Here is a 25,874-nt window from a genome sequence, read left to right as displayed (position 1 = left end):
GCCGGTGACCCGTTTCGACCCGCGGGGGAGGGTGAACCGGGCACTGCTGGTGGGTGTCTCTCGTTACGACTTCACGGAGCCGCCCCACGGTGTGCCCGGCGATCTGCCGGCCGTCGAGCACAATCTGGACCTGTTTCAGGACACCCTCGCCCGGGGCGGGGTCTTCGGCGCGGCCGACGTCACCGTCGCACGCTCGCCCTCGCTGGACGACTTCGACCGCGCGCTGCGCACGGCCGCCGAGGAGGCCGAGGGGCTGCTCCTGCTGTACTTCGCCGGGCACGGGGCCATCCCCAGCGCGGGGGACGAGCTGTTCCTGCAGATGCGCAACGCGAGCGTGATCGCGGGCGGGCACGCCGTCTTCCCCGGCGCGGAGATGTTCACGACCGTGCTGACCTGGCTGGCGAGCAGCCCCGCCGAGCGGATCGTGGTGATCCTCGACTGCTGCTTCGCGGGCAACGCGGCCTGGATCTGGGAGCACTTCCGCGATAAGCGGCGGGTGCTGCTGCTGATGAGCGTGCAGGCCAACCACCGCACCGACGCGGGGGACGGCGACACGCCCACGCCGTTCACCTCGGAGCTGCTGCGCCTGCTCGACGTGCCCGGCGAAGTGGGCTTCCAGGACGTCTCGGACGCGCTGCGCAAACGGATGGCCGAGGGGCGTCACGAGACGTTGCGCGGGGAGCCGTGGACGCCGCAGAGCCGGGCGGAGCACGACGAGGACGTGCTGGTGTCGGCTCCGGTGCCGGGGCACGAGGGTGTCGCTCCCGGGTCGGGGCATGGCCGAGGCGGCGGGGGCGCGGTCCCTGGGTCCGGGCACGTTCCGGAGGGTGGGGGCGTCTCTCCGCGGTCCGGGGAGGGCACGGGTTCGGGCGATGGCCGGCGTGGCGGGGGCGCGGTCCCTGGGGCCGGGCACGTTCCGGAGGGTGGGGGCGTCTCTGCGGGGTCCGGGGAGGGCACGGGTTCGGGCGATGGCCGGCGTGGCGGGGGCGCGTCCGGGCGTCCGGGGCGTGGCAGGGAGGGCGAGGGTTCGGCTCCGGGGTCCGGGCATGGCCGGGGCCGTGATCGTGCGGGGGTGCGTCCCTGGCGCGGGCGGGGTGGTGGGGGCCCGCGTCCGGTGGTGCCGCGCGTGCCGGGCGCCGGCGCTGCCGTGCCCTTCGGCCAGGTGGCCGCCCGCCGTCGCCGCGTCCTCGCCCCCTTCCGGGCGGCCCGCCGTCTCGTCGGGCGGGCCGGCCCCTGGGGCACCGCACTGACCGCGCTGCTCTCCCTCACCGCCACCGGCCTCGGTGTGTACGCCCTGACGGGCATCGCCGGCGCCTCCCCCGACTGCGCCCCGCCCCTCGAACTGCGCGTCCTGACCGACCCCGACCTGGAGGCGACGGTCGGTGCGGCGGCCGAGGCGTATCTGACGTCGGACGCCAACACCACCGGCGACGGCTGCCGGCGCAGCGGCATCACCGTGTACAGCGCGGGCTCCGCCGACGCGGTCACCGCGCTGCGCCGTGAGTCGGGCGCCTGGCACGAGCCCCACGACGAGGGCCCCAATCCGCAGCGTGACGTGGGCCCTCAGCCCGACGTCTGGATACCGGCCTCACGGGCCGACGTCGCCCGGGTCGCCGACGGCCAGGACACCGACGCGCTGGCCCGCCTGGAGCCGGACGACGGGGCGCTCGCGTACTCGCCGATCGTGCTCGCCGTGCCCACGGAGCTGTCGGCCGACTCCCTGGACGAGCGGGTCGGCGGCCCGCTGACGGGGATGGTCGACGCCCTGCGCGAGCGCCACCCGCACGCCGAAGTACGCCGCTCCGACCCGGAGTTCGCCGACGCGGCGCTGCTGGCCACCATCGGCCTGTACGGCACGGGCGCCGACCCCGGCCGGGTGGAGCAGCGGCTCGCCCCGCCGGGACCGCCCTCGCCCACGGCCGCCGCCCTGCTGTGCGCGCTGCCCGACGACGACGCCGTCGACAACCGCACCGCCGCGCTCGTACCGGAGTTCCTGATGCGCAGCGGCGTCGGCTGCGACCGCACGACGCGCAGCCCGCGCACCGCCCAGTACCCCGGCGACGTACCGGGCCTGGAACCCGTCTTCGTCCGGGTCCGCTGGGACGGTGCCGATCTGGACCGGGAGGCGCGTGACGAGGCGGCCGGGAGCTTCGGGGCGTGGCTGGCCGGCGCGGGCGGGCGGTCCGCCTTCGGCGCGGCCGGTTTCCGCGCCGCCACCGGGGACCGCGCGCTGCTGGACACGGAGGAGATCGCCGCCGGGGTGCTGCCCGCGCCGTCCTTGTTGATCGAGTCCGCCGGGCGGGACGCCATGGAGACGGCCCTGCGCAAGTACCGCGACGCGCGCGGACCCGGCCGGGTGCTGTTCCTGCTCGACAGCTCGGGTTCGATGGCCGGGCGGTGGCGGGGGCCGAGCGGCGGCCCCGGGCTGCTGAAGGAGTCGCTGGGCGGGCTCGGCGGGCGCGACGAGTACGGCGTGTGGGCGGTGGCGGACAGCGCCCGTGGCCGTTCCCACGAGGTCGTGCTGTCGTTCGGCCCGCACAGCCGCCGCTCCGCCGAGTCCGTGATCGACGCCGGTGCCCGGATCCGGGACGCCGAGGCCGATCCCCACGCTGCCCTGGTGGCGGCGCTCGACGAGATGGCCGGGCGGGGCGCCGACGACGACCGGCCCCAGCTGATCGTGCACCTCACCGACGACGAGGACGCCGGCCGGCTGACCGGCGCCCGGCTCGACGACGTCCTGAGCCGGGCGCGCCTGACCGACGTGCCGATCACCACGGTGTCGCTGGTCGGCGGCGGCTGCGACGCGGGCCGGCCGGGCGCCCTCATCTCGACGGCGAGCGGCGGCCGCTGCCTGGACGCCGACGACGAACTCGGCACCGGCCTGAGCGCCGAGGTGGCCCGCACCGGAACGGGGGAGCAGTGATGATCCGACGGCTCGCGGCCCTGCTGGCGCTGCTGTTGCTCGCCGCCTGCACCGGCGGCGGGGGCGGCACGCCGGCCGCTCCCACCGCCGATGTGCAGGGGGACATCGTGGTCGCCGGCGGACGGGACGTCACCGGCAAGAACGGCATACGGCAGCAGCTCATCGACGCCTGGAACCGGCAGCAGGAGCGGGACGACACCGGCTACCGGGCCCGCCTGGTCGAGCTGCCCGGCAGCGCCGACGAACAGCGCAGCCAGCTGCTCGGCGCCCTCCAGTCCGGCAGCGCCACCTACGACGTGGTCATCCTGGACGTGACCTGGGTACCGGAGTTCGCCGCCGCCGGGCTGGTCCGTCCGCTGCCCGGCGAGGTGCTCGACGCGGACGTCATCGAGTCCGTCGCGGGCACCGCCCGCTGGGACGGCGAGGTCTACGCGGTGCCCTTCAACAGCGACGTGGGGCTGCTGTACTACCGCCGCGACCACCTGCGCGACGGCGGTGTGCAGCGCACCGACCTCAGCGCCGGCCTCGACTGGCGGGAGCTGGAGGCGATGGCCGACTCCCTGGACGAGAACCCGCCGGAGGGCTACGAGAAGGGCTGGACCACTCAGCTCGCCCCCTACGAGGGGCGCACCGTCAACGCCGTCGAGGCGTTCACGTCGGCCGTGCCAGGCCTCGCGCTCACCGACGCCGAGGGCCACTACGACGCGACCGTCGAAGAGCTCACCGAGGGCATCGCGGAACTGCGCCGGCGCACCCAGGCGCCGTATCTCCTCCAGGACGCCGTGCACTCCGACGAGGCGGCGACCCTCGGTGACTTCGCGGAGGGCCGCACCGCGTTCCTGCGGCACTGGCCGTACGCCTACTTCACGCTCCACCAGACCCTCACCGCCGCACAGCTGGGTGTGGCGCCGCTGCCCGGCCGGGCCGTCCTCGGCGGCCAGAACCTCGCGGTGACGGAGGCCTCGAAGCGGCCGGGGAAGGCACAGGAGCTGATCAGGTACCTCACCGGCGAGGAGAGCGAGCGCTGTCTGCTGGACGCCGGTTTCGCGGCGACGCGCGTCTCGGCGTACACGGACGACGCCGTACGCTGCACCGCGCCGGCCGCGTCACCGTCGCCGTCCGGCGAGAGCGCCGACCGCACCCCCCGCGACGCGGCGGGACGCCCCGCGTACGCCTGCGGCATCCTCCTCCCGGCGCTGCGCGAGGCCGTGCACCGCCCGCGCACCGCCCTGTACGGCGCCTTCACCCAGACCTTCATGGGCCGGCTCGGGCCCTTGTTCGGCGACAGCCCGCCGGGGGACGCGGCACTGGCGGCGAGCCTGGACGAGGCGCTGAGGAAGGCGCTGCCGGACTGACGCCGCGGTCACAGCGGTGGCTGCGCGGGCGCGGGCCCGAGGGTGGTGGTGCCGGGCGCCGTACGGTGGCCCAGTCCCGTCCGGTACGCGTCCAGCGCCGCCTCCACCCGCCCGGTGCGGCGCAGCAGATCGCCGAGCAGCCGGCACAGGTCGGCGAGGTCGCCGGCGGCGCCCGCGCGTTCCAGCAGGCTGAGGGCGCGGACGTAGTGCTCCTCGGCCGACTCGGTGTCCCCGGCGTCCTCGGCGATCCGCCCCAGCAGCCGGTGCGCGGCGGCGGCGTGCACGGCGCCGCGCTCGGAGGAGAGGTCGCCGAGCACGTCGTTCAACTGGGCGGCCGCTTCCGCGGACTTGCCGCGCCGGTGCAGCACGTCGGCGAGCTCGACGGCGACCTGGCTGCTGTAGAGGGAGGCGCGCTTGGCGGAGAGCATGTCCTGGGCGGCGCGCAGTTCGGCCTCGGCCTGCTCCAGGTCGCCGTTCTGGGCGTGGACGTAGCCGCGCATCCAGTGGCAGTTGGCGAGTTCGGTACGGATCTGGAGCTGGCGGTACATCTCCGCCGCCTTGGCCAGCGAGGCGTCGGCCTCGGCGAGCCTGCCCTCGGCGACCAGGGTGCGGGCGACCTGCCGGTGCATCCGGGCGACCAGCGCGGGGTCGCCGGCCTGCGGGGCGAGGGCGAGGGCGAACTCGGCGGCCTGGGCGGCGCGGGCGTGGGCGCCCATGTCCATGTAGGGGCCGATGGCGGCGGCGTAGAGGAGCAGCAGGGCGTCCGGGTCGTGCAGGCCGCCGCGGTTCAGCTCGTCGAGGGTGGACTCCAGGAGGTAGACGGCGTAGCGGAGTTCGCCGGCGAGGTAGTGGGCGACGGCGCGGCCGCGCAGGGCGGGCACGCGGGTGGGCAGGGGGGCGTCGAGGAGCGTCTGCTCGGCGCGCTCGAAGTGCTCCCGGGCGGCGGTCAGGTCACCGGTGTCCAGCGCGCACTCGCCGAGTCCGAGCAGCGCGGTGGCCTGTTCCTCGACCAGCCCGTGCGTCTCCGCCTCCGCGAGCAGGGCGGTGTACCGCTCCCTGGCCTCTTCCGCTTCGCCGGAGGCGAGGGTGCGCTGGGCGCCCGTCAGCCGCAGCCGCAGGTCGGTGGCGAGGCGGGCGGGGCGGCCGGTGGCCAGTTCGTCGAAGGCCACGCCGAGCCGGTCGGCGAGGTGGCGCAGCGCGTCGTCGGAGGGGCGGACGCGTCCCGCCTCCAGGGTGGAGATGTAGGCGGGGGTGTAGGCCGGTTCGGCCAACTGCCGCTGGGTGAGGCCGCGTTCGTGCCGCAGCTGCTGCACCCTGCGGCCGATGGTCTCAGGGTCGTCCCGCTTCGCCATGCGCTTAATCATGCCAGTAAATGGACTTACGCCGGGGGTGGTTGACGAGGAGGCAAGCGCTGCTGGGAGTGGATGGGCGCGTGGTCCTGCGGTCACCGTCCGGTGCCTACGGGTTTCGCCAACTCCCCAGGGCCCCCTTCCGGTTGGCCTGGGGGACCCCCTAGGTTAGGAACGAGATTAAGGCTGCTTAATCCCCCACTGTCGTTGCGGAGGTTGCCGTGCACGGACCCACATCCGCTCCCCACGGTCGGTCCTCCGCCCGCTACGCGCGGGCGGTCGCCGCGGCGGTCGTCGCGATCGCGGCGCTGATCACGGCGGCGAACGCGGGTCCCGCGCGGGCGTCGGAGCCGGTGCGGACGGCGGTGCAGGAGGAGCGCTGACGGCCGCGGCGGCCCCCTCCCGGCGTGAGCGAGCATCCCGCCGCCAGGCCCGCCGGCACACACCCGCTCCCCCCGGGAGGCTTTCCCGGCGGCGGAGGGAGTGCGCGGTTTCGGCCCGCCCGGCAGGGGTAGTCGGCCCTCGACTCCGGGCGGCTCGTGGGCCCCTGGCGCTACGGCGCGGGAGGGCAACCGACGTCGTCCGATGAGGGCGTCCGAGGAGGGAGTCACCGTGCGGCCCAGGGACGATCCGGAAGGGGCATGGGCCGCCGACGCGATCGCCGAGGGGGTCCGGGGCGCCGAGCCGGGCGACGTACCCCGCAGGCTGTGCCACGTGGCAGTACGCCTGCTCCCGGTGACCCGGGCCAGTGTGTCGCTCTGCAACGAGGGCATGCCCGTGCCGCTGAGCGCGAGCGACGACCGCGCCGCCTACCTGATGGAGGTCCAGGCCACCCTGGGCGAGGGCCCCTGCCTGCACGCCGCGCGGACCGGGGCGCCCGTGATCGCCGCCGATCTGGCGGGCGGCGGGGACAGCGGACGCTGGCCGGTCTTCGCCCAGCAGGCGACGGCACTCGGGGTACGGGCGGTCTACGCGCTGCCGCTCGGCGACGCCGTCGGGTGCCTGGGCACGCTCGACCTCTACCGCGACGTCCCCGGCGTCCTCAGCCCGGGCGAACTGCGCACCGCGTACCTCATGGCCGGTGTCATGACGGTCGCCCTGATGTCCCTGCCGACCGGCGACGCCGGCGACGACCACCTCCCGAACGGCTTCTGGCTCAGCGAACTGGCCACCGAGCACGACGAGGTCCACCAGGCCGTCGGCATGGTCATGGCCCAGCTGGGCGTCGGCGCGGACGAGGCGCTGGCGCGACTGCGGGGGCGTGCCTTCGCGCGGGGTCTGACGGTGCTGGACGTGGCGCACGACGTGGTGGCCCACCGGGAGCGCTTCGAGCGGGACCGGCCCTGAAATTCGGACCGGCACCTGAGGTCTCGGATTGGCCCTGAGGTCTCAGACCGACACCCGGGCCTGCTTGCGCACCTCCGCCAGCCGTTCGGCCCCCAGCTCGGCGACCGCCTGGGTGACCTCGGTGAAGACCTCGCCGAGGCCTCCGTTGGTGAGCGTGAAGGCGTCCTCGCCGACCCGGACGGCGGCGATGTCGAGGGTGAGGGTGACGGTGTCGTTGCCGTTGGGGCGGGTGACCGTGATCCGCAGGCCCTGCCGCGCGTCACCGAACTCCGGCAGCCGCGAATCGGCGACCTGCACGCCCTGCACCACGCCGAGCGCGGTGGTGGCCGTGAACTGGCGGCACTTCTGCGGCAGGCTCCGCAGCCAGGCCAGCGCCGTGTCCACGTCGGCGGCGCGCTGGGCGGACACCTGGTAGCGCAGCTGGGCGCCGGCGTACGCGTCGTCGATGCCGACGACGGCGCGGGCGGGGGCGCCGAGCAGCTCGTCGCTGTACAGCGCGTCGATCAGCCGCTGGCAGTCGGGCGTCCCGGCCGGGGTGGAGGCCTTGAGGAACGCGTCCCGCCAGGTGGCGACCCCCTGGGTGGGTCCCCACGGGTCCCCGAGGTCCGCCTCGGTGACGAGCGCGGACTGGGCCTGGGCGTCGGTGAGGGCGGGAGCGGACCCGGAGGACGTGGCGGAACCGCTGGGTGAGCCGGCGGTCCGCGGGGAGGACGCGTACCGCGCGACGTCGGAGGCGAGCCCGGAACAGCCGGTGACGGCGAGCAACCCGCTCGCCGACAGCGCGGAGACGACAAGCAGACGGGCGGCGGAGCGCCGGCGCGGGCACGGGGTCATAGGGGTGCCTCCAGGAGAACCGCAGACGGGGACATGTCCACGGGACCACCTGAACCGGCAGGTCACCAGCACGCCGGGCCGTACGGGGCGGGGGGACGGGCCGGATGGGTGAGCGGGTTCGGCCGGGCGGGCCGGAGACCACCCCCGTCCCGCCCTCCCCACCCGAGGAAATCCCCTGGTCGGCGGGCACGGACGAGCGTAGGGTCGGCCGCCCGCAGGGACGGGCGAGGGGGCAGGGTGGAGACCGGCCGATGAGCAGAAGACGCTACGTGGCCCGCGGCGTGCCGGGTGGCTACAGGATCTGGGACAACCGTGGCCGGAAATGGTGGGGCGATCTCTACGAACTCTGCCCCGACGACCTCCTCGCGGAACTGAACGGGGCGGCCGACAGCGCCCGCCTCACGGCACTCCTGAAGCGCTACCGGGCCCTGAGGCGCTGACTGGGGGCGGGCCCGCGGAGCCGCGTAAGGTCGCGTCCGTAGGCAGGGGGCGTATCGCCCGGTGAAAGGAGCCCCGCGTGAACGGTCAGCCCATCCCGGTGATCATCGACTGCGACACCGGAGTCGACGACGCCCTCGCCCTGCTCTTCGCCGTACGGCACCCGGCGATCGACCTGCGCGCCGTCACCTGCGTGGCCGGGAACACCGACGTGGACGGTGTCGTGCGCAACACCCTCACCGTGCTGGAGCAGGCGGGCGCCGGGGACGTGCCCGTCGCCCGGGGAGCCGCCCGGCCGCTGATCGAGGAGCCGCGTTCGGCCCGCCATGTGCACGGGCACGACGGGATGGGCGACCTGGGGCTGCCCGCCCCGGCCCGGACGCCGGTGGACGTGGACGCCGTGACGCTGCTGCGCCGCGAGATCCTCGCCTCCCCGCGGCCCGTGACCCTCGTCCCGACCGCCCCCCTCACCAACATCGCCCTGCTGCTGCGCACCCACCCCGAGGTGGCCGCCCACATCGAACGGATCGTCTTCATGGGCGGTGCGGTGGCCGTCGGGAACGCGACGCCCGTCGCCGAGTTCAACGTCTGGCACGACCCGGAGGCCGCCGCGATCCTGCTCACCGCGGGCGTGCCGATCACGATGTACGGCCTCGACGTGTTCACGCGGGTCGTCGTGCCCGCCTCGGACGTCCGCCGGCTGCGGGAGAGCTCCGAGCCGGGCGCCCGGCTCGGGGGCGAACTGCTGGCCCATCGCGGGCCGGGCACCGAGGAGGACCCGGCGGGCGGGCTCGGCGACGCGGGGGCCGTCTGCGCCGTCGTCGATCCCGCCGGGCTCACCACCCGCGCGCTGCCCGTCGCGGTGTCGCTCGCGCCCGGCCCGACCCGCGGGCAGACCGTCGTCGACCTGCGGCCGCGCCCCGGCGAGGCCGAGATCCACGGCGAGGCGCGTGAACAGTCCCTGGTCGACGTGGCGTTGGACATCGACGAGGAGCGCTACGTGAAGCTGTGGCTGGCGACCGTGGAGGGCTAGGGCCTGTCGCGAGGCATGTTCGTCCGCCGGAACGCGCGGATGCGGGCGGGTCCGCTTGCGCCTTCACTGGTGGCAGGACGGTTCCTTTCGGGGCCGGAGAGCTGGAGGCGGCATGGCGGGTTACCGGAGTCGGTGGGTGGTCGCGGCGGCGTTGGCGGGAGTCATGGGCGCGGGCGCGGTGGCGTGCGGGGGCGGCGGGGACGGGCCGGCCGCGAAGGCCAGCGACGCCGCCTCGGCCCTGAACTCGGCCGCCGCGCAGGCCTCCGAACTGTGGGCCTCGGCGTCCGCGGAGGCGGACCGCAAGCTCGACGAGATCAAGGGCGTCAACGCCAAGAACGAGGTCACGCTCGGTGAGCCGGCCACCGGCAAGGACGGGCGCACGGCCGTCGAGGTCGAGGTGCGCAACACCGCCGACAGCACGAAGTCCTTCGCCGTGCAGGTCAACTTCACGGACTCCGGCGGCCGGCTCCATGATGCCGTGGTCGTGACCGTCCCCGACGTGGCCGCGGGCCGGACCGGCAAGGGCACGGCCCGCAGCGCCCACCAGCTGTCCGGTGACGTGGGCGCGACGGTCGCGCGGGCCGTGCGCTACTGACCCGGCCGCCACCCGTACGGGCCAGTCCGCGCGTCCTTCCACGGAGCCACGGAGCCGCGGAGCCACCGCGCTACCGCGGTCCGGTGACCTCCACGCAGGCCGGCCGCAGCAGCTGGTCGCCGACCCGGTAGCCGGGGCGCAGGATCGCCGTGCAGGTCGGGCGGGCGCAGGACGGGGAGACCAGATGCGCGAGCGCCTCGTGGCGGGACGGGTCGAAGGCCTCGCCCACCTCCCCGAACGCCACCAGGCCGAGCGCCCCCGACCGGACCCGCAGCGTCTCGGAGATCTCCCGCAGCCCCGGCGTCATCGGCTCGTGCGCGCACGCCCGTTCCACCGCGTCCAGCACCGGCAGCAGCTCACGCAGCACGTTGGCCACCGCGACGTGCCGTACGGCGAGCCGGTCCCGCCGCACCCGTCTGCGGTAGTTGTCGTACTCGGCCTTCACACGTTGCAGGTCGGCGGTGCGCTCGGCCAGTTCCGCACGAGTGGTCCCGTCGAAGGCCCGGGTTCCGGCCATCCAGGCCACCTCCTCGTCCACCCCACGACGTCCGCCGCGTGCGAGCGGTGCCTACGAGCCCTGGGTATGCCGGAGGCCGCGGCTTGTCAAGGGCGGCGCGGTCGGCCTAGCGGCCGAGCCAGACCGTGGTGTCCGGGCCCAGGCGCCCGTCGGGCTCCAGGGGCGCGCTGGACAGGAGCGGCTCTCCGGGCGGCAGCGGCACGGGCCGGTCCGAGAGGTTGGCCAGGCAGCGCCAGCCGTCGCCGCGGGCGAAGTGCACGACGCCGGGCGCGGGGTCGTCCGCCCAGGTCAGCGACTCACCCTCCAGCAGCTTGCGGCGCAGCCGCAGAGCCGTGCGGTACAGCTCCAGGGTCGAGCCCTCGACCCCGTCCTGGGCCTCCACGGCGTACGACGCGAAGCTCGCCGGCTGCGGCAGCCAGGCGCCGGCCGACCCGAAGCCGTACGACGGGCCGATCGTCGTCCACGGCAGCGGAACCCGGCAGCCGTCGCGGCCCTTGCGGACGTGTCCCGTCTGTTCCCAGATCGGGTCCTGCAGCACGGCGGTGGGCAGGTCCGCCACCTCGGGCAGACCGAGTTCCTCGCCCTGGTAGACGTACGACGAGCCGGGCAGGGCCAGCATCAGGAGGGTGGCGGCGCGGGCCCGGCGCAGGCCGGCCGCCGGGTCGACGGCGGGGGCGTTGCCGCCGGACAGCAGCCAGGCGTCGAGGTCCGTGCCGGGCGGGAGCATCAGGCGGGTGGCGTGCCGGACGACGTCGTGGTTGGACAGCACCCAGGTGGCGGAGGCGCCGGCCGCGTGGGCGGTGGCGAGGGAGTCGGTGATGACCTCGCGGAGTTCCGTGGCGTCCCAGTGGGCCTTGAGGTACTCGAAGTTGAAGGCCTGGCCGAGCTCGTCGGGGCGGGCGTAGAGGGCACGGCGGGCGCCGGGCACCCAGGCCTCGGCGACCGCCATGCGGGGCGGCGAGTAGGCGTCGAGGATCTTGCGCCAGTCGCGGTAGATCTCGTGGACCTCGTCGCGGTCGTAGAAGGGGTGGCTGCCCGGGGGCATGGTGGCGAGGGCGGCCTCGTCGCTGAGCTCGGGGTCGCCGAGGTCACGCAGGGGTTCGTCGAGGTCCTTGGCGAGGGCGTGGGCGACGTCGACGCGGAAACCGTCGACGCCGCGGTCGCACCAGAAGCGGAGGGTGGTGCGGAAGTCGGCGCGCACCTCCTCGTTCTCCCAGTTGAGGTCGGGCTGCTGAGGGGCGAAGAGGTGCAGGTACCACTGGCCGTCGGGGACGCGGCGCCAGGCGCTGCCGCCGAAGACGGACTGCCAGTCGGTGGGCGGGAGTTCGCCGCGGGCGCCGCGGCCGTCGCGGAAGACGTAACGGTCGCGGGCGGCCGAGCCGGGGCCGGCGCGCAGCGCCTCCTGGAACCAGACGTGCTGGTGCGAGGTGTGGTTGGGGACGATGTCGACGAGCACCTTCAGACCCAGGCGGTGGGCCTCGGCGACCATGGCGGCGAAGTCGTCGAGGGTGCCGAGGCGGGGGTCGACGTCGCGGGGGTCGGCCACGTCGTAGCCGCCGTCGGCCAGTTCGGAGGGATAGAAGGGGCTGAGCCAGAGGGCGTCGACACCGAGGGCGGCGAGGTGGGGGAGGCGTTGGGTGACACCCCTCAGGTCGCCGAGGCCGTCACCGTCGGCGTCGGCGAAGCTGCGGGGGTAGACCTGGTAGATGACGGCCTGGCGCCACCAGTCGGGGCTCTTGGGGGAGAGATCGGGAGTGGTCACTCGGGCTCCTGTGGGTGCGGCTGCTGTCCGGTCGGGCTGCTCTGCGCCGGACGATACGAGGACTTTGTCCATATCACCGGAAAGGTGAACCTCGGCGTGTGGGGGCGGGAGGGGCGGACCGCGCTCGGGCGGCGCACGGAGGGAGTTGTTCCGGCTGTGACCGCATGGTGAGGGTTCATCAACTGCCTTGTGCAGGCGGTCAGTTGACAGTGTTCTCCCGGTCGTCCCACCATGTGCTCACACCGTGGCGCATGTGACCAGTGAGCCCGGTGTTCCTCTTCTTCCTTTCACTCACTCCTGTGCACCTTCATGTGCACGCCACGATGGGATACGCATGTCCATTGCGAGACGTGTCACCATGCGCCGCCTGCTGGGGACGGGCGCCGCGTCGCTCGCGCTCTGCGCCGCCTCCGCCTCCGGCGCCTGGGCAACCGGGTCGCCGGGCGGCGGCGACGGCTGGGGGGCCGGCGGCCAGTACAGGCCGGGGACCGGGGCCGGGACGGTCACGGGGAGCGACCGCTGCGAGTTCTCTCTCGACGGGGCGGACTTCCAGGACTCCGTCAAGGTCGACGACGTCAGCCTGCGGCCGACCGACGACGGCAAGGTCCACATCGAGGTCCGCGCCGCCGAGGACGCGACGACCTGCACGGCGTCCCTCGCCTCCTACCTCGCGCACGGGGCCACCTTCGCCACCTCCGGTGAGCAGAAGTTCGTCGACTTCGACACGGTGACCGTGCGGCCGGGCCGGACCGAGTCGCTCGACATCGCCGTGCCCGACGCCGGGTGCTTCGCGCAGATCGACCTCTACCGCGGCGCCGTGAAGTACGACGGGCTCCTCGGCGCGTCCGACGGCTTCGAGCACGGCGAGCTGCCCAAGGGGCCGGACCGGCCGGTGATCAAGGACAAGCTGATCGCCGCGTGGAACGGCGGCACGAAGGAGTGCACGACGACGCCGTCGCAGCCGCCCGCCACGACGCCGCCCGCCACCACACCGCCCGCCACGACACCGCCGGAGTCCGCCGAGCCGTCGTCCCCGGCCGCCACGACGCCCGCGCAGACCGAGCCGGCCGGTGAGCCGCCGTCGAGCACGTCACCGAGCGCCTCCCCGAGCACGCCGCCGCCGAACGCCCCGTCGCCGGCCGGACCCGGCGACGACCTGGCCGAGACGGGCGCCGACAGCAACACGACCCCCATCGCCCTGGGCGCGGGCGCCCTGCTCGTCGGCGGTGCCGTCATCGTCGCGACCACCCGCCGCCGCAGGTCCACCGACAACTGACCTCCGCCACCCCGTCCCCGACCGACGGGCGCCGGGCGACCCCAGGCCGGCCGATGGCCCGGCCGGCCTGCGGCCTGTGCGACCGGTGTTCGGGGCAACCGGCCCTGGCTCCCGGTAACCCTCCACGAGGTCGCCCGGCAGCTCCGACCGACGGGCGCCCGGCCCCTTCCGCCACCGAGTGACCCCAGGTCGGCCTGCGGCCTGTGCGACCGGTGTTCGGGGCAACCGGCCCTGGCTCCCGGTAACCCTCCACGAGGTCGCCCGCAGCCCCGACCGACGGGCGCCCGGCCCCTTCCGCCACCGAGTGACCCCAGGTCGGCCTGCGGCCTGTGCGACCGGTGTTCGGGGCAACCGGCCCTGGCTCCCGGTAACCCTCCACGAGGTCGCCCGCAGCCCCGACCGACGGGCGCCCGGCCCCTTCCGCCACCGAGTGACCCCGGCCGGCCTGCGGCCCGTGTGACCGGTGTCCGGGGCTACCGGTGGGCGGGCGGGACTCCCCGGCGACGGGGGACCTGGTGAGTCGTCGATCCGGGCCGAACGACAGCCGTGCGGACCTGTGCCGTGCCGGTCCGATACCGGGCCGGCACGTGATCGGGGCGGCGGCCGGGCGGCGGTTCGGTCCGCAGGGGGTGGCCGGTGGGCGCGTCGGGCGGCTCGCCCCGCGTCCTGCCCGCGCGCGAGCGGATCATCAGCCCAGGCAGAGGACCAGCACGCAGAGTTGCGGAGGTGTGGACTCCGGGGGTGCCGGTGGTGGCGTCGCGGGAGTGGTGGGGGCCGTGCCGGTGTCGGCGGGGGGTGTGCTCGGCCGGGGTGTGGGCGGCGCTGGGGTGGGGGCCGACTCCGGTGGAGTGCCGGGTGCGTCCGCCCGGCCCTGCGAGGACCGCGGGGCCGACGGGACGGACACCGGTGCCTGCGAACGCTCGCTCTGCGGAACCGGTGACACGGGGCGCCGCTGGGACCGGTCGGCCGTGGCGACCTCGTCCTCGGACGGCGTGGCGGACGGGCGGGGCGCGGTCCGCCGCTCGTCGGGCCGCGTCTCGGTGGGGGCTATTCGCTCCACCGGATGCCCCGGCGCGGTGTCCAGCGTCAGCTCGTCGGGTGCCGCGGCCGCCTGGGCGCGGTCGGTGGAGGCGCCGCGCTCCACGGTCGTGAGGGTCAACCCACCCCCGATCAGCGCGACCGCGGTCGCCACCAGGGCCCGGCGCTGACTCTTCTTCCAGCGGATCCGCTGCCTGCGCCGCGCCGCGCGCCCGTCCCGCGGCGGGACCACCGCCGCCTCGGGCCCGTCCTCCGTGACCGGTGCGACGTACGCCGGCTCCGGCTCGGCGTGCGCCTGGGGCGCCGGCGCGATGTCCGGTGCGTAGGCGCCGCAACCGGGGCACACCAGGGCGCCGTTGAGATGCCGTCGGCACGAGGAGCAGTAGTCCATCTGCCAGTAGTCCATCTGTGCGGTCTTCCTGAGTCGACAGCCCCCGAATGGCCAGCAACGCTAACGACGGATTCCGGCCACCGTGTGCAGCCGGTGTGACGCTCCTGCACAGATTCACCGGGCCGCGGTCGCCCCCAGGGCACCCCGCCCGGACGAACGTCGCCGCCAACAGGCAACCCGCACATCGGGTTTACCCCTCTCACAGGATGCTCACAGAGTCACGGTCGCCGGACGCGTGGGGTGCGTCGGTTCAGCGGTGGCCGCGCGGACGTGAGCTGTCCGGTCCGATGCCGCCCACGGGCGGCACTCGCAGACGAGGAACCGATGACCAGTCAGCAACACCGCAATCGTGTGAGGCGCTCGGCGCTCGCCGCCGGCACCGCGCTCACCGTCGTCGTGGGCGGCGCCGCCGTCGCCTCCGGGGCCGACCCGGCGAGCACCACGCCCGGAAAGCCGAAGCTCAAGCTGATCGCCGCGTCGAAGTCCGTGACGCTGGATCGCTGGGAGGGGGAACCCGGGGTCTACCTGGACCTGGGGACGTACGTGACCGTCGACGGCGCGCCGCTGGAGTTCAAGGTCAAGCGCAAGTCGTACAAGGACCCGGTGGTCGCCCAGCAGATCCTGCGCCACGGCAACACCGTCCGGACCACGACCCTGCCCGCCGGCCTGGTGAAGGACTTCTCCGGACTGCCCGGCTTCCTGGAGGTGTCGATCAAGAACGCGGCCGGTCAGGAGGTCTCGAAGTCCAAGGGCACCTTCTGCCCGAACAACGCCTCCGGCCGGCTCCGCCCGGACGCCCCGGCGACCTCGCGCTACCCGGAGAGCTGCCCCACCAACCCGTGGACGCTCGGCTCCGTGTGGGGCGTGGAGAAGGGCTGGGCCTCCAACTCCAGCACCGTCGACTACGACAAGCCCGTGGACCTGCCGGCCGGCGAGTACACGGCGAAGGTCTCGGTGGCGAAGAAGTACCGCGACCTGTTCGGCATCCCCAACGACCAGCCGACCGTCAAGGTGACCGTGCGGCAGATCAGCGACGACGGCGGCGAGGGCGCGGCCGCCCCGCGCTCCGCCGACCGGCACGGCGGTCACGCCGGCCATGGAGCGCCCGCCGGGCAGGGGGCGCACGCCGGGCACGGCGCCGCCGCGCAGGACGCCCACGGCGCGCACCACTACGGCCCGCGCGGCGCCGACGCCCCGACCCCGCCCCAGCTGTCCCACGCCCTGGCCGACCGGGGCCGCGCCTCGCACCTGGGCGACGGGCCGGGCCACACCGACGGCTCACGCATCGCGCCCGCGCTGAAGCCCCACACCAAGCGGCCCTCCGGGCGCGCGGGCGTGCCGGCGGGCGTGCCCAAGCCCGACCTGCGGTCGCTGCCGGCCTGGGACATCGCCATCACGGACGGCGAGGACGGCGACGTACCGGGCAAGGACTACCTCGCGTTCAGCGCGAACGTGTGGAACGCCGGGCCCGCCCCGCTCGTCGTGGACGGCTTCCGCAGCCCGGGCGCCGACCTGATGGACGCCTACCAGTACTTCTACGACGCGAACGGCAAGCAGGTCGGCTACACGCCCACCGGCACCATGGAGTGGGACCCGCGCGTCGGGCACGAGCACTGGCACTTCACGGACTTCGCCAGCTACCGCCTGCTGAGCGCGGACCAGACGAAGGAGGTGCGCAGCGGCAAGGAGGCCTTCTGCCTGGCCAACACCGACGCCGTGGACTACACGGTCAAGAACGCCAACTGGCACCCGTACAACACGGACCTGTCGACCGCCTGCGGCCAGCAGAACTCCCTGTCCGTGCGGGAGGTGCTCGACGTCGGCTCCGGCGACACCTACACGCAGTACCGTCCCGGCCAGTCCTTCGACATCACCGACCTGCCCAACGGCACCTACTACATCCAGGTGATCGCCAACCCGGAGAAGCGGCTCAAGGAGACCAACCTCAAGAACAACGTCGCCCTGCGCAAGGTCGTCCTCGGCGGCGAACCGGGCGCCCGCACGGTCAAGGTGCCTCCGCACCACCTGATCGACGCCCCGTGACCGCCCCCGCCTGACCGCTCCTCGAACGCCCCCGGCCACGGTGCCGGGGGCGTTCCCCGACGCGCCCGCCGTTTCTTCCGCCAGACCTGAGCGTTGGTCCCGTTGTGCACTGAGCGATGCCCAGCAGACACGGGCGCCCGGCCGGTCGTCTCCCGTGGGCAGACGAACGGAGAAATGCTGTGCGAATGACGGACATCCAGCGCTGCGAGATCCGCCCCGGGCGGCTCGTGGAGTGGACGCTGCACCCGGCGGCGGTGCGGGCCGCGGCCGACATGCCGGAGGACTCCCGGCCGCCGGCGTACGTCCAGGAGTCACATGTGCGCACCGCGCGTTCCGTGCGCGAGGACGGCCTGTTCGTGCCGACCTGGCTCGGCGCGGCCTTCGACATCCCCGGCCAGGTCGACCTCGGCGTCCTCGAGGAGGCCCTGCGGGCCTGGACCCTGCGGCACGAGACGCTGCGCAGCGGGTTCCGCTGGATCGGTGACGAGATGCGGCGCTTCACCCTCGACGCCGACGCGGTCGTCCTGCACCGCGAGGACCGGGGCGCCTTCGGCGAGGCGGCCAGGCTGACCCGGTACCTCCAGGACCGCTTCGACACCGTGGCGGACGCGCTCAGCTGGCCCAACTTCATCTACACCGCGGTCGTCCGGGACGACGGCACCAGCGTCTACATGGCCTTCGACCACAGCAACGTCGACGCGCACTCCATCTTCCGCATCCCCGCCGAGATCCACGAGCTGTACGCCTGCGCCCTCGCCGGCCGCCGCCTCGACGCGCCACCGGTCGCCAGTTACGTCGACTTCTGTGCCCTCGAACGCACCGAGGCGGACCGCCTCGACGACAGCCACGAGATCGTGGGCCGCTGGCGTGAGTTCATCGTGCAGTGCGACGGCAGGCTGCCCAACTTCCCGGTGGAGCTGGGACTCGATCCCGAAGGCCCGCTGCCCACACAGAAGTTCATGCAGGAGATGCTCGTCGACGACGCCGACGCCGCCGCCTTCGAGGCGTACTGCCGCCCCTACGGCGGCAGCCTGGTCGGGGTGCTCGCCGCGACCGCGCTCATCGTCCGCGAGATCGGCGGGCAGCAGGTGTACCGCACGGTGGTGCCCTTCCACACCCGCGTCCGCTCCCAGTGGTCGGACTCCGTCGGCTGGTACGTCGGCGGCGCCCCGATCGAGGTCCCGGTCGCCGAGGCACCCGACTTCGACAGCACCCTGCGCATGGTCCGCGCCGCGCTGCGCGAGAACCGCCCGCTGTCGCGCAAGCCGATCGCCCGCGTCCTGAAGCTCCTCGGCGCCGACTTCCGTCCCACCTCGCCCGACCTGTACTCGATCGTCTCCTTCGTCGACGCCCGCGCCACCACCGGCTCCGAGCAGTGGCAGGACCTGAAGGCCTACGGACTGATCAGGGTGTCGTACGGCGACCAGGTCTGCGTCTGGCTGACCCGCCTCCACGAGGGCCTCCAGCTCGCCAGCCGCTACCCGGACACCGACATCGCGCGCAAGAACATGCGGCTGTTCACCGAGCGGCTGCGGGAGCACGTCGTCACCGTGGCCCGCGAGGCCCTCGTCGCAGGCCGCCCCGGCGTACGCCCCGCACCCCACGGGTAGGGGACCGGTGTGACGGACCGGGGGGAGCAGGGGCTGGACGCGGCGCGGGTCGCCGAGGTCCTCGTCGGCGGGCCGCAAGGACAAGGAGGCCCGGGGCGGCGCGGGTCCGGGTACCGGGTGTCCGGGGACTGTGTGCTGACGGCCGCCCATGTCGTGTCCGGGCAGGTCGGTTCCCTGCGGGTGCGCTTCGACGCGGACCTGCCCGGGGAGTGGAGCGCCGCCGCCCGCGTCCTCGTGCTGGACGAGGCGGCCGACGTCGCCCTGCTGGAGCTGGCCGACGCCCCGGCCGGGGTCCCCGACGCGGACCCGCCCCGCTACGCCGCCGTCCCGGACGCCGACGTGGTGCTGCCCTTCAGCGCGATGGGCTTCCCCCGCTTCAAGCTCCGCCGGGACGCCGCCCCGGCCCCGGGCGACGGGCCGCCCGGACGGTACCGCGACTCGTGCCACGTCTCCGGCACCGTCTCGGTGCTGTCCAACCGCCGCGCGGGCACGCTCGAACTGGCCGTGCTCGTCCCGCCCGCCGACGTCGAACCGGAACGCTCCCCGTGGGAGGGCATGTCCGGCGCGGCGGTCTGGTGCGGGGGCGCGGTGATAGGCGTGGTCGGCGTGCACCACCGTGCCGACGGCCTCGGCAGGCTCGCGGCCCGGCGGGTGGAGCGGTGGTACGACGTGGCGTCCCCCGCGGCGCTGGAGCGGCTCGGACGCAGGGCCGGGCTGCCGCCGCGCGAGGCGCTGGGCCGCGCCGACGGCACGCCGGCCGCCCCCCTGACCGTCCTGCCCGGCGAACTGCCCCTGCGCGACCTGATCGACCTCGTGGACGCGCTCACGGCCCTGCCCCTGCTGCGGAGCCCGCACGGCATGAACCTGCTGCTCGACAGCATCACCGACCGCATCGCCGCCCACAGCCCCCGTGACCCCCGGCTGCGCATGGACGTCTACGGCGTCGTGCGCACCTGCCTGCGCTATCCGGGCACGCTCGACCAGCTCCTGGAGGCGGTGCGGCTGCTGGAGGGACCCTCACCGGAAGTGGAACGGGTCGACCGCGCCGCCGCCCTGCTGGCCGCACGCCACCACTGACGTGATCTCGCGGGGCGGCCGGGATGTGGGGTTTCGACTTGTGGTCCGCTGGGTCATGATGGTTGGGAGCCGACAGCGCGCTGACTCGTAGGCACGGGAGGGGACTTGGCAGCCGTGGAGCAAACGATGCCTGCCGTCGAGTCTTGCCTCGTCGATCTCTCGGGGGTCTCCCTGCAAGCGCTGCGCTCCATGGACGGCCCGGACTTCACCGAGTCGCTGGAGCGCCTGCTGCACCACATCGACGGACCACAGGGCATCACGGCCGGCGGCTACAACGGCTCCCGGCTCGACGACTCGACGAGGTGACCGGGGTGCGGTGGGGGATGATCCGTGGCCGCTGACGCCACGACGACGGGGGATCACCTGCCCTTCCACCGGCTCTCGGCGGCCGGCGTCCAGGCCCTGGCGCGCGGCGAGGGCGACGAGGCGGTGGTGCGGGCGCTGCTCGGCGCGGAGCGCAGCCGCCGCCTGCTGCTGATGCGGGCCCTGGACAACGCGCTTCCCGAGGACGGGACCGCCCCGCTGTCGCACGCCGAGGCCTGGTCGCTGCTGGAGCGCGCCCAGCAGGCGGCGCCCGAGGCCTTCGAGGACGTCCTGATGTCCCCCAACACCGGTATGTGGGTCTCCCTCGCGGTACGCGCGGCGCGGGGACGGGCCTCGGACGCGGAGGACGCGCCGGAGTGGGTGGTCACCGGACATCTGTCCGCGCTGGCCGCGGCGGCGGGGGCGCGGGCCGGGCTGGACTTCTCGATCACTGTGCCGGTACGGCAGGGGCTGGTGCCGCTGCCCACGCTGGGCTGCGCGGTCCTGCCGGAACGGGAACGGTGGGGCACCGCCCGGGTGACGGGCCACGCGGGCCGGTTACGCATCACCGGGGCGACCGGGGACGTGCGGGTCGCGCCCGGCTGGGAACTGCCCGAGAAGGACTGGGTGCCGGTGCGGCGACTGGCGTGGCCGACCGCCGGGTCGCTCGTGCTGGAGGAGTTGGACCCGTACCGCACCTTCCCCCGTCCCACGGCACCGCGGCCGATGCCCGAGGCGGAGGCGGAGTCCTGGTCGGCGCTGTTCGCTCGCGCCTGGGACATCGTCCTCCGCGACGACCCGGTGACCGCCGGCGCCATGCGCAGGGGGCTGTTGTCGATCGCCCCCACCCCGGCGAGAGAAAGGTTTCGGCCGTACAGCTGCACGTCGGCGGCCGCGTTCGGCGGCGTCGTCGCCTCCCACCCGGACGACGCCGTCCAGCTCGCGGCGACCCTCGTCCACGAGTTCCAGCACATCAAGCTCGGCGCCCTGATCAACCTGGGCCCCCTGAGCGAGCCGCCCCCCGGGCCCGGTACGCCGGAGGAACTCTTCCACGCCCCCTGGCGCGACGACCCCCGCCCGCTGGGCGGCCTCCTCCAGGGCATCTACGCCTTCCTGGGCGTCGCCGGCTTCTGGCGCACCCACCGTCACACCGCCGACCCGGCCTACGTGCCGCTCGCCCACTTCGAGTTCGCGCTGTGGCGCGGCCAGGTGTGGTCGGTGCTGAACCGGGTGCACGGGCACCCCCTGCTGACCCCGCTGGGTCGGTACGTCCTGGACTGCCTGCGGGAGCGCTGCGCGCTGTGGATGACCGAAGAGGTCCCCGCCGCCGAGCTCGCCCTGGCCGAACAGGTCGCCGCCGACCACCTCGCCCGCTGGCGCGCCCACCATCTGCGCCCCCCTGCCGCCGCCGTCGACGAAGCCGTACGCGGTCGGCTGCGCGGGGCCGACCGTCCGCCGCCGGCCCTGTCCGCGGAGCCGACCCTGGTCCCCGACGCCGAGGTCCGCTTCCTCGACACCGCGGCCGTCCTCGCCCGGCACCGTCTCACCGGCCCGGAGGGAGCCCTGCGCACGGTGGCCGCGAGCGTCCAGGGCGCCGACCCGGCCGACGCCCTGCTGATGGCCGGTCACCACGAGGCCGCCCGGGACGCCTACGTGGCCCGCCTCTCGGGCAGGACGGCGCCGGTGGCCGCCTGGGCGGGCCTGGGCCGGGCCCTCGCCGCGGACCCCGCCCGGCAACGGGCGGCGCGGCTCCTGCTGATCCACCCCGAGCGCGCACGGGCCGTCCAGGACGGCCTGCTCGCCGCCACCGGCCGCGCCGCCGACCCCGTGGAGCTGGCGCAGTGGCTGGGACAGGCCGTCCCGGACTGACGATCTCGGCTACAGCGGGAGCGGGTCGATGTCGCAGTTCGCGCGCCGGCCCTCCCGGAACTGGGCCGTCGCCGGGTGGCCCGCGCCCGACTCGAACTCCAGATGGGGCGCGTCGAGGACGCGGATCATGCGCTCCAGCGTGTCCTGGCGGAGAGCGGCGGACTGAGCCTCGGCGCCGGCCGAGGCCAGGTCCATCGACAGGTTGGCCGCGCACATCAAGGTGGTCGGGTGGTCCTCACCGAAGGTGGACCGGCACAGGGCCAGAGTGTCCTCACCGCGTCGGCGCGCCTCCTCGTGCCGACCGAGCGCGGCCAGGTCGCTGGCCAGGTTGACGGCGCAGATCAGGGCGAGCGGGTGGCCCGCGCCGAGCCGGTCGGCGAGGGAACCCAGCGCCGTCTCGTCCAGCCGCAGGGACTCCTCCGCCTGACCGAGCATGCGCAGCGTGACCGCCAGGTCGACGTCGGCGGAGAGCACGTGCGGGTGGTGCTGGTCGTAGATCTGCCGGTAGCCCTCGCAGGCCTTCAGGCCCCGGGTACGGGCCGCCTCCAGATCGCCGTTCTGCCGTAGGGCGACCGACAGGGTGAGGGCGGCGGCCAGCGACTGGGGGTGGGTGTCGCCGTAGCGGCGGGTGAACTGCGCGTGCGCCTCGGTGGCCAGCTCCAGCGAGCGCAGGTGGTCGCCCTCCTTGCGGCACGCCTCGCTCAGCTGGCGCATGGTCTCGACGGTGGTCGGGTTGCCGTGGCCGAACACGTCCCGGCAGGCGACGAGGACGGGCTCCTGCAAGGAGCGCGCACCGACGTAGTCGCCTGTCTCGCGGACGTCGATGGCGACGCTGTTCTCGGTGATCAGGGTCCGGCGGTCCTCGCGGCCGAAGAGCCGCACCTTCAGTGCCAGCGTGCGCCGGTCCAGCTCCAGGGCCTGCCGGAAGTCACCCGCGAGGCGCAGGCTCACGCCGAAGTTGTGAGCGATGTTGAGGGTGGTCGGGTCCTCCTCGCCGAAGGCGCTGTGGGCGCGCTCGTAGGCGATGCGGTCCAGTTCGGCGCCGGTGGCGAAGCGGCCCTCGACACGGCGCACGGCGGCTTCCATCTGCAGCGCGTCGAGGGCGTCCTCCCGGGTGTCCTCCTGGTCGGCGGGTGCGGTGCGCTCGTAGATCTCCCGGATGTGCGCGACCAGCTGCGCGGAGTCGTCGAACCTGCCCACCACCCAGTACATGAAGCACAGCCACCGCCCCATGAGCAGCGTCTGCTGGTCCTCCTCGCCGAAGATGGTCTTCCAGGAGCCCCACGCCTGCTCGGAGAAGTCGACCGACACGTCGTGGTCGCCCCAGTAGTACAGGTACTCGGCGATGTTCCGTACCAGTTGGCGCACCCACGGCTGGTCGGACTTGATCGCGTCCGAGGCGATCACATGGCTGTACAGCTCCGCGTACCGGGGCCAACTCACCGGGCTCTCGGGTGTCTTGGGGTCGGCCGCGGCCAGCAGGGTGTGGGCGCCATGGCGCATGCGGGACTGCTCCTCGGGGGACATACGGTTGTTCAGGACGAGTTGCACCAGGCGGTGCATCTCGATCGAGTTCGTGCGGTGGTCGATACGGGCGAGGGAGTAGCGGTTCACCTCCCTTATCGCCCGGGCGAGCCGCATCGGGTCGTTCAGTGCCGCGTCCAGCTCGGGGAAGATGCTGCTGTTGCCGAGGCCGGAGAAGATCGACCGGGAGATCGGGTCGGGCGCGAAGTAGGAGCACAGCTGGAGCAGCCGCAGCGCCGCGGGGCTGCGGGTCTCCAGATGGTCCAGGGAGACGTTCCAGGCGGCGGCGACCGGCAGTTGGTAGTCCGGCGGCGGCGCCACTTCCAGCAGCTCCATCCGCTTGTTCTCGAACAGCCGCAGATACTCCGAGGCGGGCATCCCGGTCTCCGCCCGCCAGGCCGCGGCCTGTTCCAGGGCCAGCGGCAGGTCGCCGAGCGCCTCGGCCAGCGCGTCGGCCTCGCCGTCCCGCAGCGGCGGCCCGGAGCGGCGCAGCAGCTCCTTGCTCTCCTCGCGGGTGAACACGTCCACCTCCAGGGAGCCGCCGACCTGGCCCCAGCGCCGGTTGCGGGAGGTGACGAGGATGGTGCCGTTGCCGCCCTGCGGGAAGTAGTGGCGGACCTGCTCGGGGTTGTCGGCGTTGTCGAAGATCAGCAGCCAGCGGGCGTACGGCCGCCCCTCGCGCAGCGCCTCGCGCACCGCGGGCCCGGCGATGTTGGCCTCGGTGGTGGTCACCAGGCCCAGTCGCTGGGCCAGTTCCACCAGCGCCTGCCCGATCTGGCCGGGCCGCTCGGCGGGGATCCACCACACGATGTCGAACTCGGCCTGATGCCGGTAGGCGTACTCGATCGCCAGCTGGGTCTTGCCGACGCCGCCCATGCCGTGGATCGCCTCCGGCAGCACGGTCGTGGTGCCCTCGCGCAGCCGCTGGTCGAGCAGTTCGAGCAGCTCGGCGCGCCCGGTGAAGTTCGGGTTGCGCGGCGGCAGGTTCCCCCAGACCCGCGGCTGTGTCGTGCGGTCCCCCGTCTCCACGGTCCGCTGGGGTGATGTCGGCATGTGCGAGGCTCCTTCGGAGGGGGTCCGGGGGGCGGGGTCGGTGGCGTCGTCGGCCGACCGGGCCGCCGCCACCCGTCCCGGCACTCCGCGTGGTGATTTCTCCAGGCTGACCGCGTAACGCCGATCGTGCCAGCTCAGCACCTGCGCCAGCATCGCGGCACGCTGGTCGTAGCGGCCCGACAGGGCGCGCAGGGCGGTCAGCTCCACCCGCAGGAAGGCGATGTTGCGGCTGCTGACGTGGGGCATCGCCAGGGTGTCCGGCGGTTCGTCGGGCGACGGCAGCAGGGTGCGGGCGATGTCGTCCGCGGCGAACAGGGCGCGCACCTCGCGCAGTACCCGGGTGGTGGCACTGCGCCGCCCGAGCGCCAGCAGTTCCTCGCGGATGTCGGGGGCGAAGGTGAACACCACGTCCGCCGGGCCCTCGTCGTGCTCCCAGGTGGGCCGTACCAGACCGCTGATCAGCAGTTCGGAGACATGGACCGGACCGGCGCCGGGTGTGCTCGCCACGATCGCGCGGATGACGGGCAGGCTGAGCGGCGCGGCGGCCAGCCGGGTCGCCAGGGTGAACCCGGTGGGGCTGGCCACGGCCCGGAAGTCGGAGACCCGTTCGGCGGCGGGCAGGGTGCTGAGCGGATCGGGCAGTTCCGCCGCCCAGGGCAGCGCGCGGGCCGCGTCCGGTCTGCTCTTCCACTCCCTGGCCTGGATGGCGGCCAGATCCAGCCATTCGGGCTCCGGCCCGGACACCAGCCGGGTGAGCGCCGCCGCCCATCGCCGGGTCAGTGCGAGCACGGGGACGACGACGGCGGTGCCGTCCCGCTCGGTGACCGCGTCGTCGGTGTCCCGGAGCCCGGCGGGAGGTTCGCGTTCCTCCCAGTCCCAGGCACTGTTGGCGGTCCAGCCGCGCGGGGCCCGGATCCGCACCCGGTACACGTCGAGCCCGGTGCGGAACCACAGGTGCTGCGGCAGCAGATGCACCACGGCGACCGGGCAGCTCCGCGCCCAGCCCCGCAGCAGCGGCTGGACGGCCCCGAGCCGCCAGCCGGCCGCCAGACCGTCCGTCAGCACCAGCATGACCCGGCGGGCGTCCCGCGGTGCGGGGCCGAGGGGTTCGTCCGGGCTGACCCGGGCCGGGTCGGTCTCGTCGGTGCCGAGCAGCCGTAACACCCGTACGTGGGAGAAGGTGCCCGCGCGTTCGAGTTCCGCGACGAGGTCGCCACGGATCGTCTCGTGCCACACCCGCATCGTGGGGTGGGTGTCGATGACCAGAACCACTTCCGTGGGTGCGGGCCCGCCCGGCCGCCCACCGAGGCGGCTCAGGACGTGGGCGGCCTCACGGCGTGCTCGTGCGGGCTCTCCCGGTCGCTGGCCATCGTCATCATGCATGCGTGCCCTCAAGGCGTCGTAGTGACGATGAGCGGGTGGCGGAGTCCCGCACACCCCCGGCATGCGTGACGGCCACGGACAAAGCCTTGCAGCGGTTCCGCTCGTGAAGCAAGTGCGCACGGGGGCTCGTGGCGGGTGTACGCGAAAGCATGAC

General features: G+C 74.3%; 19 protein-coding genes. 13 read left to right on the top strand and 6 right to left on the bottom strand.

Annotated features, from left to right (window positions below):
* The first annotated feature begins 31 nt into the window (after positions 1–31).
* Both ACZ7LV_RS26725 and ACZ7LV_RS26720 read left to right on the top strand, forming a co-directional pair.
* The gene (locus tag ACZ7LV_RS26725) at positions 32–2,923 is read left to right on the top strand and encodes a caspase family protein (RefSeq protein WP_471942825.1); all 2,892 of its coding nucleotides are present in this window, start codon (positions 32–34) and stop codon (positions 2,921–2,923) included.
* Positions 2,923–4,278 (top strand): extracellular solute-binding protein, encoded by a 1,356-nt coding sequence (locus ACZ7LV_RS26720; RefSeq protein WP_471942823.1) that lies wholly within the window; start codon positions 2,923–2,925, stop codon positions 4,276–4,278. Before ACZ7LV_RS26725 ends, ACZ7LV_RS26720 begins: the two co-directional genes overlap by 1 nt.
* Before the next feature lie 8 nt (positions 4,279–4,286).
* On the opposite strand, the gene ACZ7LV_RS26715 is transcribed toward ACZ7LV_RS26720, so the two are convergent.
* On the bottom strand, positions 4,287–5,630 hold the full coding sequence (locus tag ACZ7LV_RS26715; protein WP_471942821.1) for a helix-turn-helix domain-containing protein: 1,344 nt from the start codon (positions 5,628–5,630) through the stop codon (positions 4,287–4,289).
* A 218-nt stretch (positions 5,631–5,848) separates the two neighbouring features.
* On the opposite strand from ACZ7LV_RS26715, the gene ACZ7LV_RS26710 reads away from it, so the two are divergent.
* Complete coding sequence (locus tag ACZ7LV_RS26710) at positions 5,849–6,010, top strand: hypothetical protein (RefSeq protein ID WP_471942820.1); 162 nt, start codon at positions 5,849–5,851, stop codon at positions 6,008–6,010.
* A 229-nt stretch (positions 6,011–6,239) separates the two neighbouring features.
* Complete coding sequence (locus tag ACZ7LV_RS26705) at positions 6,240–6,974, top strand: GAF and ANTAR domain-containing protein (protein ID WP_471942818.1); 735 nt, start codon at positions 6,240–6,242, stop codon at positions 6,972–6,974.
* Positions 6,975–7,016: 42 nt separating this feature from the next.
* Here the strand turns inward: ACZ7LV_RS26705 and ACZ7LV_RS26700 are convergent, their stop codons facing one another.
* Positions 7,017–7,808, bottom strand: a complete 792-nt coding sequence (locus ACZ7LV_RS26700) for a hypothetical protein (protein ID WP_471942816.1) — start codon at positions 7,806–7,808, stop codon at positions 7,017–7,019.
* Between the two features lie 251 nt (positions 7,809–8,059).
* On the opposite strand from ACZ7LV_RS26700, the gene ACZ7LV_RS26695 reads away from it, so the two are divergent.
* The 3 genes from ACZ7LV_RS26695 to ACZ7LV_RS26685 all read left to right on the top strand — a co-directional run bounded on the left by ACZ7LV_RS26695 (position 8,060) and on the right by ACZ7LV_RS26685 (position 9,874).
* Complete coding sequence (locus ACZ7LV_RS26695; RefSeq protein WP_471942815.1) at positions 8,060–8,248, top strand: hypothetical protein; 189 nt, start codon at positions 8,060–8,062, stop codon at positions 8,246–8,248.
* A gap of 77 nt (positions 8,249–8,325) precedes the next feature.
* Positions 8,326–9,279: a nucleoside hydrolase gene (locus tag ACZ7LV_RS26690; protein ID WP_471942813.1), complete on the top strand. Its 954-nt coding sequence runs from the start codon at positions 8,326–8,328 to the stop codon at positions 9,277–9,279.
* Positions 9,280–9,391: 112 nt separating this feature from the next.
* Positions 9,392–9,874: a hypothetical protein gene (locus tag ACZ7LV_RS26685; RefSeq protein ID WP_471942811.1), complete on the top strand. Its 483-nt coding sequence runs from the start codon at positions 9,392–9,394 to the stop codon at positions 9,872–9,874.
* 70 nt (positions 9,875–9,944) lie between these two features.
* On the opposite strand, the gene grpE is transcribed toward ACZ7LV_RS26685, so the two are convergent.
* Together grpE and ACZ7LV_RS26675 are read right to left on the bottom strand one after the other, a co-directional pair.
* Positions 9,945–10,391, bottom strand: coding sequence for a nucleotide exchange factor GrpE (grpE, locus tag ACZ7LV_RS26680; RefSeq protein WP_471942810.1), 447 nt, complete (start codon positions 10,389–10,391; stop codon positions 9,945–9,947).
* Between the two features lie 106 nt (positions 10,392–10,497).
* Complete coding sequence (locus ACZ7LV_RS26675; protein ID WP_471942808.1) at positions 10,498–12,153, bottom strand: glycoside hydrolase family 13 protein; 1,656 nt, start codon at positions 12,151–12,153, stop codon at positions 10,498–10,500.
* 334 nt (positions 12,154–12,487) lie between these two features.
* Here ACZ7LV_RS26675 and ACZ7LV_RS26670 point away from each other — a divergent pair, with 334 nt between their 5' ends.
* Complete coding sequence (locus tag ACZ7LV_RS26670) at positions 12,488–13,429, top strand: LAETG motif-containing sortase-dependent surface protein (RefSeq protein WP_471942807.1); 942 nt, start codon at positions 12,488–12,490, stop codon at positions 13,427–13,429.
* 688 nt (positions 13,430–14,117) lie between these two features.
* Here the strand turns inward: ACZ7LV_RS26670 and ACZ7LV_RS26665 are convergent.
* Positions 14,118–14,873, bottom strand: a complete 756-nt coding sequence (locus ACZ7LV_RS26665; protein WP_471942805.1) for an SCO2400 family protein — start codon at positions 14,871–14,873, stop codon at positions 14,118–14,120.
* A gap of 309 nt (positions 14,874–15,182) precedes the next feature.
* Here ACZ7LV_RS26665 and ACZ7LV_RS26660 point away from each other — a divergent pair, with 309 nt between their 5' ends.
* The 5 genes from ACZ7LV_RS26660 to ACZ7LV_RS26640 all read left to right on the top strand — a co-directional run bounded on the left by ACZ7LV_RS26660 (position 15,183) and on the right by ACZ7LV_RS26640 (position 21,760).
* Positions 15,183–16,901: a lysyl oxidase family protein gene (locus ACZ7LV_RS26660; protein ID WP_471942803.1), complete on the top strand. Its 1,719-nt coding sequence runs from the start codon at positions 15,183–15,185 to the stop codon at positions 16,899–16,901.
* A gap of 185 nt (positions 16,902–17,086) precedes the next feature.
* Complete coding sequence (locus ACZ7LV_RS26655) at positions 17,087–18,511, top strand: condensation domain-containing protein (RefSeq protein ID WP_471942801.1); 1,425 nt, start codon at positions 17,087–17,089, stop codon at positions 18,509–18,511.
* 9 nt (positions 18,512–18,520) lie between these two features.
* Positions 18,521–19,588 carry an effector-associated domain 2-containing protein gene (locus ACZ7LV_RS26650; protein WP_471942799.1) on the top strand — a complete coding sequence of 356 codons (1,068 nt, stop codon included), beginning with the start codon at positions 18,521–18,523 and terminating at the stop codon, positions 19,586–19,588.
* 126 nt (positions 19,589–19,714) lie between these two features.
* Positions 19,715–19,894 carry a hypothetical protein gene (locus ACZ7LV_RS26645; protein WP_401675360.1) on the top strand — a complete coding sequence of 60 codons (180 nt, stop codon included), beginning with the start codon at positions 19,715–19,717 and terminating at the stop codon, positions 19,892–19,894.
* A 24-nt stretch (positions 19,895–19,918) separates the two neighbouring features.
* On the top strand, positions 19,919–21,760 hold the full coding sequence (locus ACZ7LV_RS26640) for an HEXXH motif domain-containing protein (protein WP_471942797.1): 1,842 nt from the start codon (positions 19,919–19,921) through the stop codon (positions 21,758–21,760).
* 9 nt (positions 21,761–21,769) lie between these two features.
* Here ACZ7LV_RS26640 and fxsT read toward each other — a convergent pair whose 3' ends face one another.
* Complete coding sequence (gene fxsT / locus ACZ7LV_RS26635; RefSeq protein ID WP_471942795.1) at positions 21,770–25,720, bottom strand: FxSxx-COOH system tetratricopeptide repeat protein; 3,951 nt, start codon at positions 25,718–25,720, stop codon at positions 21,770–21,772.
* Positions 25,721–25,874 lie beyond the last annotated feature (154 nt).

Source organism: Streptomyces sp. NPDC107562 (assembly GCF_055657325.1).
This window is presented reverse-complemented; position numbering and strand designations above follow the sequence as displayed.